Here is a 14,403-nt window from a genome sequence, read left to right on the forward strand (position 1 = left end):
CTCGACCCCAATTCCCGCCGTTTCAATACCATGCCCCAAGCCTTGGCATGGGGCAATCATGAGGGCAAACGACGGTTAACCAAAGCGCGCGTCTCATCGCGCGCGGCGGCCGATTGGTCTCGATCGCGGCGTTTCAAACGCAAGGTCGGCGCCGGAACATCCCGGCTTCATTTACCTTTCTTTATCCCCGCGCATGTCATTTCGGTCCGCGAACAGGCGGATTTTGGGGGATACATGCGCGTTCTGGCTATGGCGTCGCAAAAGGGAGGCTCGGGCAAGACCACCTTGTCGGGCCACCTGGCGGTGCAAGCGCAGCTTTCGGGCGCAGGCCCGGTGGTGCTGATCGACATCGATCCGCAGGGCTCGCTCGCCGACTGGTGGAACGAGCGCACCGCCGAATATCCCGCCTTCGCGCAGACCACCGTCGCGCGGCTCGCCGCCGATCTGGAGGTGCTGCGCCAGCAGGGGTTCAAGCTCGCGGTGATCGATACCCCGCCGGCGATCACGATGGCGATCCAGAGCGTGATCCAGGTCGCCGAACTGATCGTCATCCCGACGCGTCCGAGCCCGCACGATTTGCGCGCGGTGGGGGCGACGGTCGATCTGTGCGAGCGCGCGGGCAAGCCGCTGATCTTCGTCGTCAATGCCGCCACCCCCAAGGCGCGGATCACCGGCGAGGCGGCGATCGCGCTGTCGCAGCACGGCACGGTCGCGCCGATCACCGTCCACCAGCGCACCGATTTCGCGGCGTCGATGATCGACGGCCGCACCGTGATGGAGGTCGATCCCAAGGGCCGCTCCGCTGCCGAAGTCACCGCTTTGTGGGACTATATCTCCGACCGGCTGGAGAAGAATTTCCGCCGCACGGTCTTTTCCGTGCCCAGCCCGGTCACCGGCTTCGCCGCCGCGCGGCCCGCAGCGACCGGCTTCGGCCGGCGGGTGGTGGGCTGATGCTGAGTTCGCCGAAGCCGCTCGCCTCGCTCTCGTCGGGGCTGCTCGCGCGCAAGGGGCAGGCCCGCCCCGCGATGCGCCCGCAGGGGTACGCCAATCTCGCCAGCGCGGGTGACGCGCTGGGCTGGAACGACATGGGCGATGCGCCCGCCGTCGCGCCCGCGCCGCCGGTGCTCGCCGAGCGGGAAGCGCTGCGCGAGGAGGTCGAGCGCGCGCCGGCGCCGGCCGCGATCCACGTCTCGGTGGCGACCGCGGTGCGGCTCCGTCGCGAAACCGCGCACCGCCGCAAGGCCGCCTTTACCTTGCGGCTCGACGAGGATCGCCATCTGCGGCTCCGCCTCGCCTCGGCGACGCGCAACCGTTCGGCGCAGCAGATCGTGACCGAGGCGCTGGACGCCTTCATCGCCAGCCTGCCGGAAGTGGAGACGCTCGTCGCGCAGCTCCCGCCGCGCAAGAAGCGCTGATCGGAGCAATCGACATGGTCTTGAGGATTCGGGCGATCGCCGGCCTTGGCCTCCCGGCGTTGATTTTCGGCAGCACGCTGGTCGGTTGCGCGCATGACGGCGGCGGGATCGCCGCCGCCGGGAGCCGCGCCGTGGTGCGCAGCGAAGAACGCGCCGCAGCGAATGCGGCCAAGGCGCGCGAGGCGCTCGAACAAGGGAGGCCGGCCGAGGCCGTTTCGCTTGCCGAGGCGGCGGTTGCGATGCAGCCGGTCGATGCGCGCTATCGCATGTTGCTCGCGCAAAGCTATCTCAAGGCAGGGCGCTTCCTCTCGGCCGAGGCGGCCTATGGCGACACGTTGAAGCTCGCGCCGGGCGATGCGCGCGCGGCGCTCAATCTGGCGCTGGCGCAGATCGCGAGCGGGCATATGGCGGCGGCGCTGACCACGCTGGATACGCATCAGGCACTGATCAACCCGGCCGATCGCGGGCTCGCGCTGGCGCTGGCCGGCGACGCGGAGGCGGGCGTACAGGTGTTGACCGCCGCCGTCCGTTCCCCGGATGCGACCGCCAAGGCGCGGCAGAATCTCGGGCTCGCGCTCGCATTGTCAGGGCATTGGATCGAGGCGCGCAGCATGGCGGGGATCGATCTGTCGCCGACCGAGGCCGACGAGCGGGTCATGCAATGGGCGGCATTCGCCAAACCCGATCATGCGTCCGATCAGATCGCCGCGCTGCTCGGGGTGAAAGCGGCGAAGGATCCGGGGCAACCGGTTGCGCTGGCGCTCAACGCGTCGGTGCCGGTTGCCGTGGCGAAGGGCGAACCCGTCCAGGTGTCGCAGCCGGTGCCTGCCGCGGTTCCGGCGTCTGCGCCTGTTGTTGTCGCATCCGTGCCGTCACCCGTGGCGCCGAGGATCGTCTTTGCGCCACGCGTCGAGGTGGTTCAGGCCGTGCCGCCGGCGATCCCCTACAAGCGCCCGGTCGTTACCGCGCGCGCCGATGTGGCGCCCCGTCGTCCGGCACCTTTGCGGGCGGCGCAGAAGGGCGATTGGTTCGTCCAGATCGGCGCTTATGATTCGGCCGGGGCCGCGAAGAGCGCATGGTCACGCGCCCAGCAGCGTTACGCGGGGTTTGCGCGCGAGGCGCCGACGGGGATGACCGTCAAAGCCGGCGGTCGCGAATTCTATCGCCTGTCGGTCGGCGGCTTCGCGCGTAGCGATGCGGAGGCCACCTGCCGCGCCTATCGTGCGAAGGGCGGCACATGCTTCGTCCGCACCGGGGCGGGCGACCAGACCGCGGCTTGGAGCAAGGGTAAGGTGCAGATCGCGGCGCGGTAAGCGGGGCCTCTCAACCGTTCGGGCTGAGCCTGTCGAAGCGCTGTCCTTTTCTTCGCAAGGAAGAAGGACAGCGCTTCGACAAGCTCAGGGCGAACGGAGCGGGAGTTGCTACCCTAGTTCGCGCCCGCCCTTGAAGATCCGGCGGACGCGGCCCTGTACCGGCAGGCCGTCGAATGGCGTATTGCCGGCGCTTCCTGCCAGCGCCTCCGAATCGATCAGCCACGGCGCCTGGACGTCGATCAGGATCACGTCGCCCGGCGCGCCCGGCCTCAGCACACCTGCCTCGACCCCCAACACCCGCGCCGGATTGCGCGCGAGCAGCGCGAACAGCCGATCGAGGGGGAGCCCCTGGTCGCGCGCAAGCCCCAGCGCGAGCGCGAGCAGCGTCTCCGCCCCCGAGGCACCGGGGCTCGCGTCCGCATAAGGCAGGCGCTTTTCCTCAGGTCCGCGCGGGTCGTGGCCCGAGCACAGCACATCGATCGTCCCGTCGGCCAGCGCGGCGAGCGCGGCGCGGCGATCCTCCTCGCTGCGTAGCGGCGGGGAGAGAAGCGCGAAGGTGCGGAAATCGCTCATCGCGATATCGGACAGCAGCAGGTGCGCGGGGGTGATCCCGCACGTCATCTTCACCCCGCGGCGCTTGGCCGCACGCACCAGATCGAAGCCCGCGGCGGTGGTCACCTGCCGGACGTGGATCGTCGCGTCGGCATCCTCCGCCAGCATCAGATCGCGCGCGATCGCCAGCGCTTCGGCGACCGCCGGCGCGGACGGCAGCCCGAGGCGGGTCGCGGTCTCGCCGCTCGTCGCGACCGCGTCGCCGGTCAGGCCGGCATCCTCGGCATGCGTGATCAGCGCCAGCCCGAGATCGCGCGCATAATCGAGCACGCGCCGCATCACCCCCGAATCGGCGATCCAGCGCCGCCCGGTGCCCACCGCGCGCGCGCCGGCCGATTCGCAGATCGCCATTTCGGCGAGCTCCGTGCCTGCCAGCCCACGCGTCGCGGCGGCGATCGGGTGGATCCACAGATCGGGCCGCCCGATCAGCGCCGAGCGCTGGACGATCCCCGGTTCGTCGAGCACCGGGGATTGATCGGGCATCAGCCCGACACGGGTGATCCCACCGGCGCGGAACGCCGCGCGGTCGATCGCCGCGACGCCGAGATCGACGATCCCCGGCGCGAGCACCAGCCCGTCGCAATCGATCACCGTCGCGCCCTCAGCGGGCGCGGCCGCGATCATCCCGTCGGTGACATAGAGGTCGCCGCGCCGCTCGCCGCCCGCGGGGCAGACGATCCGCGCGTCGCGGAAATGCAGCGGCGCGGTCATGCCCAGCCCTCCACGCCGCGCGCGCGGCGCGTCAGCACGTCGAGGCAGGCCATGCGCACCGCCACCCCCATCGCCACCTGCTCGGTGATCGCCGAGCGCTCGGCATGATCGGCGACGCTCGAATCGATCTCGATCCCGCGGTTCATCGGCCCCGGGTGCATCACCAAAGCATCGGGCTTGGCGCGCGCCAGCCGCTCGGGGGTAAGTCCGTAACGCAGGCGATATTCGCGCGGGGAGGGGACATAGCCGCCCGACATACGCTCCGTCTGGAGGCGGAGCATCATCACGACGTCAGCCCCGTCCAACGCCGCGTCGAAATCGGTGAAGGCGGTGACCCCCATCCGTTCGATCGCCGGGGGCATCAACGTGGTCGGCGCGCAGACCCGCACCTCGGCGGCGAGCGCAGTGAGCGCCAGGATGTTCGATCGCGCGACCCGGCTGTGAAGCAGATCGCCGCAGATCACGACGCGCTGATGCGCGATCGCGCCGCGGCGGCGGCGGATCGTCAGCGCGTCGAGCAGTGCCTGGGTCGGATGTTCGTGGCGCCCGTCGCCGGCGTTGAGCACCGGGCAATCGACCTTGTCCGCGATCAGCCGCACCGCCCCCGACGACATGTGCCGGATGACGATCACGTCGGCGCGCATCGCGTTGAGCGTCATCGCGGTATCGATCAGCGTCTCGCCCTTCTTCACGCTCGATTGCGCGGCGTGCATGTTGACCACATCGGCGCCGAGCCGCTTCCCCGCGATCTCGAACGAGAGCAAGGTGCGGGTCGAATTCTCGAAAAAGGCGTTGATCTGGGTCAGCCCGGCAAGGCGCTTGTCGGGTGCGGCATGCTCGGCATTGGGCATGATCCACCGTTCCGCTTCGTCGAGCAGGAACATGATTTCATGCGGTTGAAGGCCCTCGATCCCGGTGAGGTGGCGGTGCGGGAAAACGGCGCCGCCGGGGATCAGGGTGGCGGGGCGGTGGTCCGACATGTCAGGCATCGAAGCCGGGCGGATAATAGCCGGATGCCGCGCAGTCAAACCCGGACCAGCGCATCGATCGCCCCCTGCAGAATATAAGCGGCGGCCATCTTGTCGACCAGCTCGGCGCGCTTGGCGCGGCTGGCGTCCTGCTCGATCAGCGTGCGCGTCACCGCCTGGGTCGACCAGCGCTCGTCCCACAGCAGGATCGGGCCGAGATCGGCGAGGTTGCGCGCAAAGGCGCGGGTCGACTGGCTGCGCGGGCTTTCGCTCCCGTCGAGGTTGATGGGGAGGCCAATGACGATCCCCGTCACGGCCTGCGCGCTCATCAACTCGGCGAGCGCGGCCTTGTCCTTGGTGAATTTGGTGCGGCGGATCAGCAGCGCGGGGCTGGCGAAGGTCCATTGCGCGTCGCACAAGGCGGTGCCGATCGTCTTGGTGCCGACATCGAGACCGATCAGCCGCCCGCCGTGCGGCAGCGCCTCGCGAAATTCGGCGGCGGCGAGGGTGATCATTTCGCCGCCAGCCGCCGCGCCGCGTCCGCGCGGACATCGGCCCAGAACAAGGCGTAATCGTAGACGTGGTAATTGTTGCCCGGCAGCACATAGGGGCCGAGCTGCGGCGCTTCGCCGATCAGCAGGAAGCCGCGCCCGGCGCAGCGCGCGGGTACTTCGCGCGGTTTGGCGGTCGCACCCGACATGTCCTGCGCCGGGAACAGCGTGCCGTGGTTGGCGCTGGCGGGCGCGGTGGCGTTGGCGGTGCCGGTCAGCGGGTTGGTGCAGACCATTCGCGTGCCGCGGCGCGGCTTGCCGTCGAGCCCGGTCGAGGCGTCGAACGTGTCGAGAATAAGGGTCGGATCGGCGGGCTCGGCGAAGCTTTGCCACGACAAGAGGCAGCCGCGCTGATCGGGCGCGGTGCATTCGGGCAGCCCGAGTGCCGGCAGATCGGCGGTGCGGCTCACCGGCCAGCCGACGACATAGGCCGCAACGACGCGCTTCATGAGCGGCGTTCCCGCAACACGCTCGCGGAGCAGCCGGGTGAGGTGCAGCGCGCCCTGACTATGTCCGGCGAGGATGATGGGGCGATCCGGCCCGACCGCCTTGAGGAACACGTCGAATGCCTGGGTCACGTCGCCATAAGCGAGATCGAACGCGCGCTGCGCCTCGGCCTTGCCCGTCATGAACGCACCGAAGGTCGCCTGACGGTAGCGCGGTGCCCAGATGTCGCCGGCGGCGTTGAACGCGCTCGCCTGTCCGCGGAGGTACAAGGCGGCGCGCTCATTGGCCTCCTTGTCGTCGAGCGCCGCGTTCCAGTGGTCGCGTTCGAGATAGGAGGTGGGGTGGATGAAGAAGATCGCCGCGCCTTGCCCCGGCTTCGGCTTGTAGCCCGGCGGGGTCCAGAGCGCGGGATTGTCCTTGATGTCCGGCCGCGCCAGCCACATCTTGGCCGAGTCATAGCTATTGCCGGGCAGTGCTGCCTGGGGCTCGAACGTGCCGGTGGGAACGAACCGCCAGCGGATCAGCTCATTGCCCCAGATGCGGAACACGAACGCCGCGATGATCACCAGCGCGGTGACAAAGGCGACGACATAAAGGAATTTGCGGGCCATCGCGCGCCTGCCTGCCCCAGCGGGGCGGCCTGCGCAATGGTCGGCGCGAAAGGCGGGCATTGCCTTTGCGCGCCGCACAATGGTAGCGGCGGCGCATGTCAGTCGACACCGCCACCGTGAAAAAAGTCGCGAGCCTCGCCCGGATCGCGATCGACGATGCCGCCGCCGAGCGGCTCGTGCCCGAATTGAACAATATCCTTGGCTGGATCGAACAGCTCGGGGAGGTCGACACGCAAGGTGTCGCGCCGATGACCGCGGTGATCCCCAATACGTTGCGCCTGCGCGACGATGTCGTCACCGATGGCGGTATCCGCGACGCGGTGCTGGCCAATGCGCCGGCGGCCGAGCACGGCTTCTTCACCGTGCCGAAAGTGATCGAATGACAATCACCGATCGCCATTCGATCCTCCAGCATCACGTCCGTTTCCGGGGCAAATTCGCATGACCATTCTTACCGACCTCGGCATCCGCCAGATTCGTGACGGCGTGCGCGCCGGCGAGTTTTCCGCGCGGGAAGTGGCGGACGCCTTCATTGTCGCGGTGAGCCGCGCCAAGCCGCTCAACGCCTTTCTCGTCGAGACCCCCGATCACGCGATCGCCGCCGCCAATGCCGCGGATGCGGCGCGCGCCGCCGGTGAAGCGCTCAAGCCGCTCGCCGGGGTGCCGATCGGGATGAAGGATCTGTTCTGCACCAAGGGCGTGCCGAGCACCGCGGCGAGCCACATTCTCGAAGGCTTCACGCCGACCTACGAATCGACCGTCTCGCAGAAATTGTGGGATGCCGGCGCGGGGATGCTCGGCAAGCTCAACATGGACCAGTTCGCCATGGGCTCGTCCAACGAGACCAGCGCGTTCGGCAACGTCGTCTCGCCTTGGCGGCGCAACGATGGCGGCAATGCCGCGCTCGCCCCGGGCGGATCGTCGGGCGGGTCGTCGGCGGCGGTCGCCGCGCGGATCGCGCCGGGCGCGACCGGCACCGATACCGGCGGCTCGATCCGCCAGCCCGCCGCCTTCACCGGGATTTCGGGGATCAAGCCGACCTATGGCCGCTGCTCGCGCTGGGGGGTGATCGCCTTCGCCTCGTCGCTCGATCAGGCCGGGCCGATGGCGCGCGACGTGCGCGATTGCGCGATCATGCTCGAGGCGATGACCGGGTTCGATCCCAAGGACGCCACCTCGCTCAACCTGCCGGTGCCGACGTGGGAGGCGAACCTCAATGCCAGCCTTGCCGGCAAGCGCGTCGGCGTCCCGCGCGAATATCGCGTCGACGGGATGCCGGCGGAGATCGAGGCCTTGTGGCAGCAGGGGATCGAATGGATGCGCGATGCCGGCGCCGAGGTGGTCGAGGTATCGCTGCCGCACACCAAATATGCGTTGCCGGCCTATTACATCATCGCCCCCGCCGAAGCCTCGTCGAACCTCGCGCGTTATGACGGGGTGCGTTACGGGCTGCGCGACCTGCCCGACGGTGCGAATTTGCAGCAAATGTATGCCGCGACGCGCGCCGACGGCTTCGGCGACGAGGTGAAGCGCCGCATCCTGATCGGCACCTATGTGCTCTCGGCCGGCTTCTACGACGCTTATTACACCCAGGCGCAGAAGGTCCGCACGCTGATCGCGCGCGATTTCGAGGCCGCGTGGGAAAAGTGCGACGTGCTGCTGACCCCGACCGCGCCTTCCGCCGCCTTCGCGCTGGGCGAGAAGCAGGCCGATCCGCTCGCAATGTACCTCAATGACGTGTTCACCGTGCCCGCCAGCCTTGCCGGCCTGCCCGCGATGAGCGTGCCGGGCGGGGTGGATGCGGCGGGGCTGCCGCTCGGGCTGCAGATCATCGGCAAGCCGCTCGACGAACAAAGCGTACTCGACGCCGCACTGGCGATCGAAGAGCGCGCCGGCTTCGTCGCGCGGCCGCATGCATGGTGGTGATCTGACGCTGGGTGCCCCCGGAAGCGATCGTGCGGACGGTGAAACATCTGTCGGCTGTGGCGTTTTTACGACCTGCGAGGTTGCCACCGCATCCTCGATCCGTAGGTTAAGGACTGATTATCCTGCGGAGCAGCAATGTTAGGGGAAGCGACGATCGACTATCTTGATCGCCCGACGGCGAAAGCTGTGGCTTCGCGTCTGACCGGGCGGATCGGGCTGTTGTCGAACGCCAATCTTTCGCCGTGGATCAATTGGAGCACGCTCGCTCCGCCCTTGTTTCACGAGATCGGCAAGCTGACCGATAGCGTGGAGATCGCACCCCCGCCGTTGCGCTCAGGACGGATCGGGGGCTGGGCCGGGGCGCTCGGCCAAGCATGGTCGGTCCGCCACATGTTCCAGTTCCAGTCGTCATCGAAGCCCGAAACGCCGCTGCTGCTCGTGTCGGCGATGCGCGGGCTGGTTCATCGTGCGGCATTCGTCGTCGATCCGTGGCGGCCGCAGCTGAAGAAGATCGCGATCGGCGCGCGGCTGCAGCGGCTCGATCACGTTTTCATTCCCTATCACGAGGCATGGGAAGAGCTGTCGCGCGGCGGCGCGGACGAGCGCTATCACTGGCTGCCGTTCGGGATCGATACCAATGTGTTCGACAGCCACGCGGCGACGCGTGACGTCGATATCTATTGGATGGGCCGGCGCTACGATCCGCTGCACCGCGCGTTGCTCGATTACAGCGAGCGGAACGGTCTCAATTACGCTTATACCGGCAAGATCAGCATGTTCGACGATCCGGCGGCGCTGGGCCATTTCGTCAGCCGGTGCCGCTATTTCGTGGTGACGCCGCCCGATCTCGACAATCCGGTGCGCACTGGCGGGTTCAGTCCGTTGGTGATGCGCTACCTTGAGGGGTTGGCGGCGGGGTGCCGGCTGCTCGGTGTCTTGCCGAAAAGCGGGGAGTTCCAGAATTTGCTGCCACGCGATGCGATCCTGGAAGTCGCGCCGGACGGGCACGATCTGGCGGAAAAACTGGCGTTCGATGCGACGAACACGGCGGGGTGGGAAGCGTCGGCAGCCGCGACCCGCCTGGTCCGCGAGCATCACGGCTGGTCGGCGCGCGCACATTCGATCGTCAACGCGCTCGCGGCGGGTTGATCAGCGTGGGCTCGACAATAGCGCCAGCAGGTCGGGCTCGCGCGTCGCGATCATGTTTCCCATGCGGAAATTCTCGTCGGCGTAGCTGTAATCCCTGAACTCGACGTGGTGCGGGTAGAGCCTGCCGATCTTATATCCGCATGCCGCGAGCATGGCGCTGGTCTGGTAGAGCAAGCGGCCGGCGGGAATCCAGGTATCGCCATATTCGAACTGGATCATCCTTGGCGCGCGATCTCCGCCGAGCAATTGGTTCGCGCCGTCGAGCACGAAGGCATCATGCCCTTCGACGTCGACCTTGAGCAGATCCGGCGGCGGCGCGCCCTCCGCGATCAACTGGTCGATTGTGCTGACCGGGCAGGTGATCGTTTGGAGGTCGCCGCCCGCGAACCATTTGCTGCTCGAACGCGGGGTGATCGAATTGGTCGTGTCATGATCCTTGTTCCAGGTGACCTCGACCGATCCCGCCGCATCGGACAGCCCGATATTGCGGATCGTCAGCCAATCCGCATCGCGATGCCGCGCGGCCAGCAATTCGGCGATCGGCGGAAGGATCTCGAAACTGGTGACCCGTGCCGTCGGCATCGCGCTATGCACCGCATCCGCCCATTCGCCGTGATGCGCGCCGACGTCCCAGATCGTCAGCGGGCGGGCACCGGCCCATCGCGCGAAACATTGTATCGCGAAACGCTCGCCGTTGCGGTCGAACTCGAAAAAAGCGTCATTGTGCCAGGCGCGCAAGTATTTTTCGCATATCACTGCGATGCCCTTGATCGGCGCGCTGCGCCGGTGGGAACGGATCATCTGGCGTGCTGTTCGTCCCAGCATGCTTTCACCCTCTCTTGTTCTCCCCGGCCGCTATGGGCATAGCCGATCTGCGAACGGCGGCGAGAGGCCAATGGGGCCACTCGGGGCTTTTGAAAGCCGTACCGTCGGGAATATTGCGGAAAGACAGATGAACGAGTTCAGGATCAAGGGCGCCACCGGCGATTGGGAAGTCGTGATCGGCCTTGAGGTGCACGCCCAGGTCACGTCGCAGGCGAAGCTGTTTTCCGGCGCGGCGACCGCGTTCGGCGCCGAGCCTAACACCCAGGTCAGCCTGGTCGACGCGGCGATGCCGGGGATGCTGCCGGTGCCTAACCGCGAATGCATCCGTCAGGCAGTGCGCACCGGGATGGCGATCGATGCCGCGATCAACAAATGGTCGCGGTTCGATCGCAAGAATTATTTCTACGCCGATCTACCGCAGGGCTATCAGATTTCGCAGCTTTATCATCCGCTTGTCGGTGAAGGCTCGATCGAGATCGAGGATGGCGACGCGATCAAGACGATCGGGGTGGAGCGGATCCACGTCGAGCAGGATGCCGGCAAGCTGATGCACGATCAGCATCCGACGCGCTCTTATGTCGACCTCAACCGCTCGGGCGTGGCGCTGATGGAGATCGTCAGCCGCCCGGACATGCGCTCGCCGGCGGAGGCCGGGGCCTATCTGCGCAAGCTGCGCGCGATCCTGCGCTATGTCGGGTCGTGCGACGGCAATATGGAAGAAGGCTCGATGCGCGCCGACGTCAACGTCAGCGTGCGCAAGCCCGGGGAGCCGTTCGGCACGCGGACCGAGACCAAGAACGTCAATTCGGTGCGCTTCGTGATGGCGGCGATCGAGCATGAGGCGAACCGGCAGGTCGACGTGCTCGAATCGGGCGGGACGATTGTTCAGGAGACGCGGCTGTTCAATCCCGACACCGGCACCACGCGGTCGATGCGCTCGAAGGAAGATGCGCATGATTACCGCTACTTCCCCGATCCGGATCTGTTGCCGCTCGAACTCGACGATGCGTTTCTTGAGGAATGTCGCGCGTCGCTGCCCGAACTGCCGGACGCCAAGCGCAAACGCTACGAGGCGCTCGGGATCACCGCTTACAACGCCGGCGTGCTGACCGCCGAGGTCGAGACCGCGCGCTGGTTCGATGCGCTGCTGGAGGCCGGCGTGGCGCCTGTGCCCGCGTCCAACTGGGTGACGGGCGAATTATTCGGCGCGCTCAACCGGATCGGCAAGGGCATCGAGGAATCGCCGATCCTGCCGGGGCAGGCGGCCGAATTGCTCGCGCTGGTGGCGGACGGCACGCTGTCGGGCAGCCTCGCCAAGCAGGTGTTCGAGGTGATGCTCGAAACCGGCGATGCGCCGGGCAAGATCGTCGAGGAGCGCGGGCTCAAGCAGACCTCCGATACCGGGGCGATCGAGGCGGTGATCGCCGACGTGCTGGCGAAGAACCCCAATCAGCTCGAACAATATCGCGCGGGCAAGGAGGCGCTGTTCGGCTTTTTCGTCGGCCAGACGATGAAGGCGATGGCGGGCAAGGCCAATCCGCAGGTGGTTAACGACTTGTTGCGCAAGGCGCTTGCCTGAGCGGTTGAACCGCGTTTAGCATTTCCTCCGTCGACGGCGCACGGGAGCGTCGTCGCACCGGGGGAAATGTTGAATGACAACAGGAGTAGGATCGCGCGTCGCCGCGTTGCTGGCGGCGGGCGTGTTATGCGTCGCGTCGGTCGCTGCGACGGCGCAGGAAACGCCGGCGGCGGCCGGGGCCGGCACGGCGACGCAGGCCTATCTGCCCGATAGCGCCTCGCCGTTCGGGCCGGTGGCGATTTCGAATGAGGATGCCAAGACGGTCACGATGCCGGCGCTGGCGTTCACCGAAACGCCCGCGGACGCCGATGATTTCGACAAATATTATTATTTCCACCGCGCCGACACCGATTTCGCCACCGCTTATGCCGATATCGTCGAATGCGACGGCTTCGCGCGCGGGCTGCGCGCGGTGGTAGCGGGAACCCCGACGGTTTACGTTCCGGGCAGCGCCGCCGGCGTCGCGGGCGGCATTATCGGAAGCGCCGTGATCGGGACGATATTCAACCGGATCAGCGCATCGGCGGAAATACGCCGGGTGCGGCGCGTGAACATGCGCCGCTGCATGAACTTCAAGGGCTATGCCCGCTATGGCCTGCCGAAGGGATTGTGGGAAGCGTTCAACTTCGAGGAGAGCTTCTCGGCGGTCGGCGCGGAGGAGCGCGCGCGCAATTTGAAACAACAGGCGCTCGTCGCTTCCGGCGCGAAGCCCGCCGGGAAGGAGTTGGGGCTGTGAGAGGCGCGCTGTCCTGCGCGATCGCCGCGCTTTCGTTCGTCTCGCCCGCCGCGTTCGCCGCGACGCCGGCGTATGATTTTCAGGCCAGCGAGCCGGTGAAGGACAAGCCGACCGTCGCGCTGGCGAGCGATCGCGCTTATGTCTATCTGCGCAGCGCCGCCGCGATCCCGATCTATCTGGTGCGCGAGCCGGAAGGCGCGGACCTCGCGGCATATGACCGGTTTCGCGCCGCAGCGCTGGCCGAAGCGCGGGAGAAATATGCGAAGAAGCTCGCCGCCTATCAGGCGGAGGTGAAACAGGCCAAATCGGCGCCGGTAGGCACCTATGGCGTGGTCCCGTCGCTCAAGGACGTCGAGCCGACCGCGGAAAATTTCGAGGCCACGCCATTTTACATGCTGTCGAAGGTCGCGATCGGGCCGCTCAATCGCTTCGCCAAGGGAAGTGGCGGGGAATCGGCCTATCTCCACGCGCTCAAGCCTGGCACCTATCGGCTCTACGGTGCGATTGCGGAGACCGGCAATGCGATTACCGGCACCTGCCTGTGCATGGGGAGCGTCCGCTTCACGGCGCGTGCCGGCGAGGTGGTGGATATGGGGCGCGTCCTCATGGACGCCGGCCCCGGGATCAGCGCCGGCGATGTGATGAAGGCGGCGCTCACTTTCGGCCTGGCCGGGAAGCCGAAGGGAAAGAGCGCTATCGATGCCGAGGGCCTCGCGCTCGAGCCGGCGACGGCCGCGATGCCGGTCGATCCGCGGCTCGCCGCGCTCAAGGTGCGCGCGGCGGACTTTCGTCCCAGTGGGAAGCTGCCGAACTATTATGGGCTGAGGATCGATCGGTTGCCGGCGATCGCCGGGGTGATGCGCTACGAACGCGATCGGATCGTCGATCTGACCGTGGCGAAATGAACGAAGAGCGGGCGGCGCGGAAGGCGCTGCCCGCTATTCGATCAGCCGCGGCATCAGCTCGACGAAGTTGCACGGACGGTGGCGGCTGTCGAGCTGATCGCGGAGGATGCCGTCCCACGCATCCTTCACCGCGCCGGTCGAGCCGGGCAGCGCGAAGATATAGGTGCCACGCGCGACGCAGGCGCAGGCGCGCGACTGGATCGTCGAGGTGCCGATCGTCTGGAAGCTCAGCCAGCGGAAGAGTTCGCCGAAGCCCGGGATCATCTTGTCGGCGACCCGCTCGACCGCCTCGGGGGTCACGTCGCGTCCGGTGACGCCGGTGCCGCCGGTGGTGATGATGCAATCCACCGTCTCGTCGTCGATCCAGCGGTGGAGCTGGGCGACGAGCACATCGGCGTCATCACGCAGGATCGCGCGTTCGGCAAGGTCGTGCCCCGCCGCGGTCAGCCGCTCGACCAACGTGTCGCCGGAACGGTCGTCCGCCGCGCTGCGAGTGTCGGAAACAGTGAGCACGGCAATGCGCACCGGGCGGAAGGGGCGGCTCTCGTCGATCGGCATAACGGCGGTGTTAGAACCTCCGTCACGCCAGCGAAAGCTGGGATCGTGTCCGCTGGGGTATCGCTGGTGGTTTGAGATCCCAGCTTTTGCTGGGATG

Annotated in this window: 15 protein-coding genes; 9 read left to right on the top strand and 6 right to left on the bottom strand. The window is 67.4% G+C overall.

From position 1 onward, the window contains the following. Positions 1-234: 234 nt before the first annotated feature. Genes NED98_RS03410 through NED98_RS03420 form a run of 3 tightly spaced genes read left to right on the top strand, consistent with a single transcriptional unit; the run spans position 235 to position 2,728 of the window. The gene (locus NED98_RS03410; protein ID WP_265269168.1) at positions 235-951 is read left to right on the top strand and encodes a ParA family protein; all 717 of its coding nucleotides are present in this window, start codon (positions 235-237) and stop codon (positions 949-951) included. After that, the gene (locus NED98_RS03415) at positions 951-1,415 is read left to right on the top strand and encodes a hypothetical protein (protein WP_265269169.1); all 465 of its coding nucleotides are present in this window, start codon (positions 951-953) and stop codon (positions 1,413-1,415) included. The genes NED98_RS03410 and NED98_RS03415 overlap by 1 nt, the downstream gene beginning before the upstream one ends. A gap of 14 nt (positions 1,416-1,429) precedes the next feature. Further along, positions 1,430-2,728 carry an SPOR domain-containing protein gene (locus NED98_RS03420; RefSeq protein WP_265311954.1) on the top strand — a complete coding sequence of 433 codons (1,299 nt, stop codon included), beginning with the start codon at positions 1,430-1,432 and terminating at the stop codon, positions 2,726-2,728. Between the two features lie 108 nt (positions 2,729-2,836). Here the strand turns inward: NED98_RS03420 and NED98_RS03425 are convergent, their stop codons facing one another. Genes NED98_RS03425 through NED98_RS03440 form a run of 4 tightly spaced genes read right to left on the bottom strand, consistent with a single transcriptional unit; the run spans position 2,837 to position 6,628 of the window. After that, positions 2,837-4,051, bottom strand: coding sequence for a dihydroorotase (locus NED98_RS03425; protein WP_265311955.1), 1,215 nt, complete (start codon positions 4,049-4,051; stop codon positions 2,837-2,839). Then, the gene (locus tag NED98_RS03430) at positions 4,048-5,031 is read right to left on the bottom strand and encodes an aspartate carbamoyltransferase catalytic subunit (RefSeq protein ID WP_265311956.1); all 984 of its coding nucleotides are present in this window, start codon (positions 5,029-5,031) and stop codon (positions 4,048-4,050) included. The genes NED98_RS03425 and NED98_RS03430 overlap by 4 nt, the downstream gene beginning before the upstream one ends. Before the next feature lie 44 nt (positions 5,032-5,075). Beyond that, positions 5,076-5,534 (bottom strand): Holliday junction resolvase RuvX, encoded by a 459-nt coding sequence (gene ruvX, locus NED98_RS03435; RefSeq protein WP_179511452.1) that lies wholly within the window; start codon positions 5,532-5,534, stop codon positions 5,076-5,078. After that, complete coding sequence (locus tag NED98_RS03440) at positions 5,531-6,628, bottom strand: DUF3089 domain-containing protein (protein WP_265311957.1); 1,098 nt, start codon at positions 6,626-6,628, stop codon at positions 5,531-5,533. Before NED98_RS03440 ends, ruvX begins: the two co-directional genes overlap by 4 nt. Positions 6,629-6,723: 95 nt before the next feature. Between NED98_RS03440 and gatC the strand changes: the two genes are divergently transcribed. The 3 genes from gatC (at position 6,724) to NED98_RS03455 (ending at position 9,703) form a co-directional block, all read left to right on the top strand. Continuing rightward, positions 6,724-7,011 carry an Asp-tRNA(Asn)/Glu-tRNA(Gln) amidotransferase subunit GatC gene (gatC, locus tag NED98_RS03445; protein ID WP_179511454.1) on the top strand — a complete coding sequence of 96 codons (288 nt, stop codon included), beginning with the start codon at positions 6,724-6,726 and terminating at the stop codon, positions 7,009-7,011. 58 nt (positions 7,012-7,069) lie between these two features. Continuing rightward, positions 7,070-8,554 (top strand): Asp-tRNA(Asn)/Glu-tRNA(Gln) amidotransferase subunit GatA, encoded by a 1,485-nt coding sequence (gene gatA / locus NED98_RS03450; RefSeq protein ID WP_265311958.1) that lies wholly within the window; start codon positions 7,070-7,072, stop codon positions 8,552-8,554. 186 nt (positions 8,555-8,740) lie between these two features. Continuing rightward, the gene (locus NED98_RS03455) at positions 8,741-9,703 is read left to right on the top strand and encodes a glycosyltransferase (RefSeq protein WP_265269175.1); all 963 of its coding nucleotides are present in this window, start codon (positions 8,741-8,743) and stop codon (positions 9,701-9,703) included. Here the strand turns inward: NED98_RS03455 and NED98_RS03460 are convergent, their stop codons facing one another. Further along, positions 9,704-10,504, bottom strand: a complete 801-nt coding sequence (locus NED98_RS03460) for an FkbM family methyltransferase (protein ID WP_265311959.1) — start codon at positions 10,502-10,504, stop codon at positions 9,704-9,706. Positions 10,505-10,655: 151 nt separating this feature from the next. Between NED98_RS03460 and gatB the strand changes: the two genes are divergently transcribed. The 3 genes from gatB (at position 10,656) to NED98_RS03475 (ending at position 13,748) form a co-directional block, all read left to right on the top strand. Further along, positions 10,656-12,107, top strand: a complete 1,452-nt coding sequence (gene gatB / locus NED98_RS03465; protein WP_265311960.1) for an Asp-tRNA(Asn)/Glu-tRNA(Gln) amidotransferase subunit GatB — start codon at positions 10,656-10,658, stop codon at positions 12,105-12,107. Positions 12,108-12,180: 73 nt separating this feature from the next. Continuing rightward, complete coding sequence (locus NED98_RS03470; RefSeq protein ID WP_265311961.1) at positions 12,181-12,843, top strand: hypothetical protein; 663 nt, start codon at positions 12,181-12,183, stop codon at positions 12,841-12,843. Next, the gene (locus NED98_RS03475; RefSeq protein WP_265311962.1) at positions 12,840-13,748 is read left to right on the top strand and encodes a hypothetical protein; all 909 of its coding nucleotides are present in this window, start codon (positions 12,840-12,842) and stop codon (positions 13,746-13,748) included. Before NED98_RS03470 ends, NED98_RS03475 begins: the two co-directional genes overlap by 4 nt. 33 nt (positions 13,749-13,781) lie before the next feature. Here the strand turns inward: NED98_RS03475 and moaB are convergent, their stop codons facing one another. Continuing rightward, the gene (gene moaB / locus NED98_RS03480) at positions 13,782-14,306 is read right to left on the bottom strand and encodes a molybdenum cofactor biosynthesis protein B (RefSeq protein ID WP_179511461.1); all 525 of its coding nucleotides are present in this window, start codon (positions 14,304-14,306) and stop codon (positions 13,782-13,784) included. Positions 14,307-14,403: the final 97 nt, after the last annotated feature.

Source organism: Sphingomonas lycopersici (assembly GCF_026130605.1).
GTDB classification, from domain to species: domain Bacteria; phylum Pseudomonadota; class Alphaproteobacteria; order Sphingomonadales; family Sphingomonadaceae; genus Sphingomonas; species Sphingomonas lycopersici.

What these genes read in the sequence shown, in the direction of transcription:
- gatA (WP_265311958.1), top strand. Translation starts at nt 7,070, where the DNA reads ATGACCATTCTTACCGACCTCGGCATCCGCCAGATTCGTGACGGCGTG.
- NED98_RS03415 (WP_265269169.1), top strand. Translation starts at nt 951, where the DNA reads ATGCTGAGTTCGCCGAAGCCGCTCGCCTCGCTCTCGTCGGGGCTGCTC.
- NED98_RS03460 (WP_265311959.1), bottom strand. Translation starts at nt 10,504, where the DNA reads ATGATCCGTTCCCACCGGCGCAGCGCGCCGATCAAGGGCATCGCAGTG.
- gatC (WP_179511454.1), top strand. Translation starts at nt 6,724, where the DNA reads ATGTCAGTCGACACCGCCACCGTGAAAAAAGTCGCGAGCCTCGCCCGG.
- NED98_RS03410 (WP_265269168.1), top strand. Translation starts at nt 235, where the DNA reads ATGCGCGTTCTGGCTATGGCGTCGCAAAAGGGAGGCTCGGGCAAGACC.
- NED98_RS03420 (WP_265311954.1), top strand. Translation starts at nt 1,430, where the DNA reads ATGGTCTTGAGGATTCGGGCGATCGCCGGCCTTGGCCTCCCGGCGTTG.
- NED98_RS03425 (WP_265311955.1), bottom strand. Translation starts at nt 4,051, where the DNA reads ATGACCGCGCCGCTGCATTTCCGCGACGCGCGGATCGTCTGCCCCGCG.
- NED98_RS03470 (WP_265311961.1), top strand. Translation starts at nt 12,181, where the DNA reads ATGACAACAGGAGTAGGATCGCGCGTCGCCGCGTTGCTGGCGGCGGGC.
- NED98_RS03430 (WP_265311956.1), bottom strand. Translation starts at nt 5,031, where the DNA reads ATGTCGGACCACCGCCCCGCCACCCTGATCCCCGGCGGCGCCGTTTTC.
- gatB (WP_265311960.1), top strand. Translation starts at nt 10,656, where the DNA reads ATGAACGAGTTCAGGATCAAGGGCGCCACCGGCGATTGGGAAGTCGTG.
- NED98_RS03440 (WP_265311957.1), bottom strand. Translation starts at nt 6,628, where the DNA reads ATGGCCCGCAAATTCCTTTATGTCGTCGCCTTTGTCACCGCGCTGGTG.
- moaB (WP_179511461.1), bottom strand. Translation starts at nt 14,306, where the DNA reads ATGCCGATCGACGAGAGCCGCCCCTTCCGCCCGGTGCGCATTGCCGTG.
- ruvX (WP_179511452.1), bottom strand. Translation starts at nt 5,534, where the DNA reads ATGATCACCCTCGCCGCCGCCGAATTTCGCGAGGCGCTGCCGCACGGC.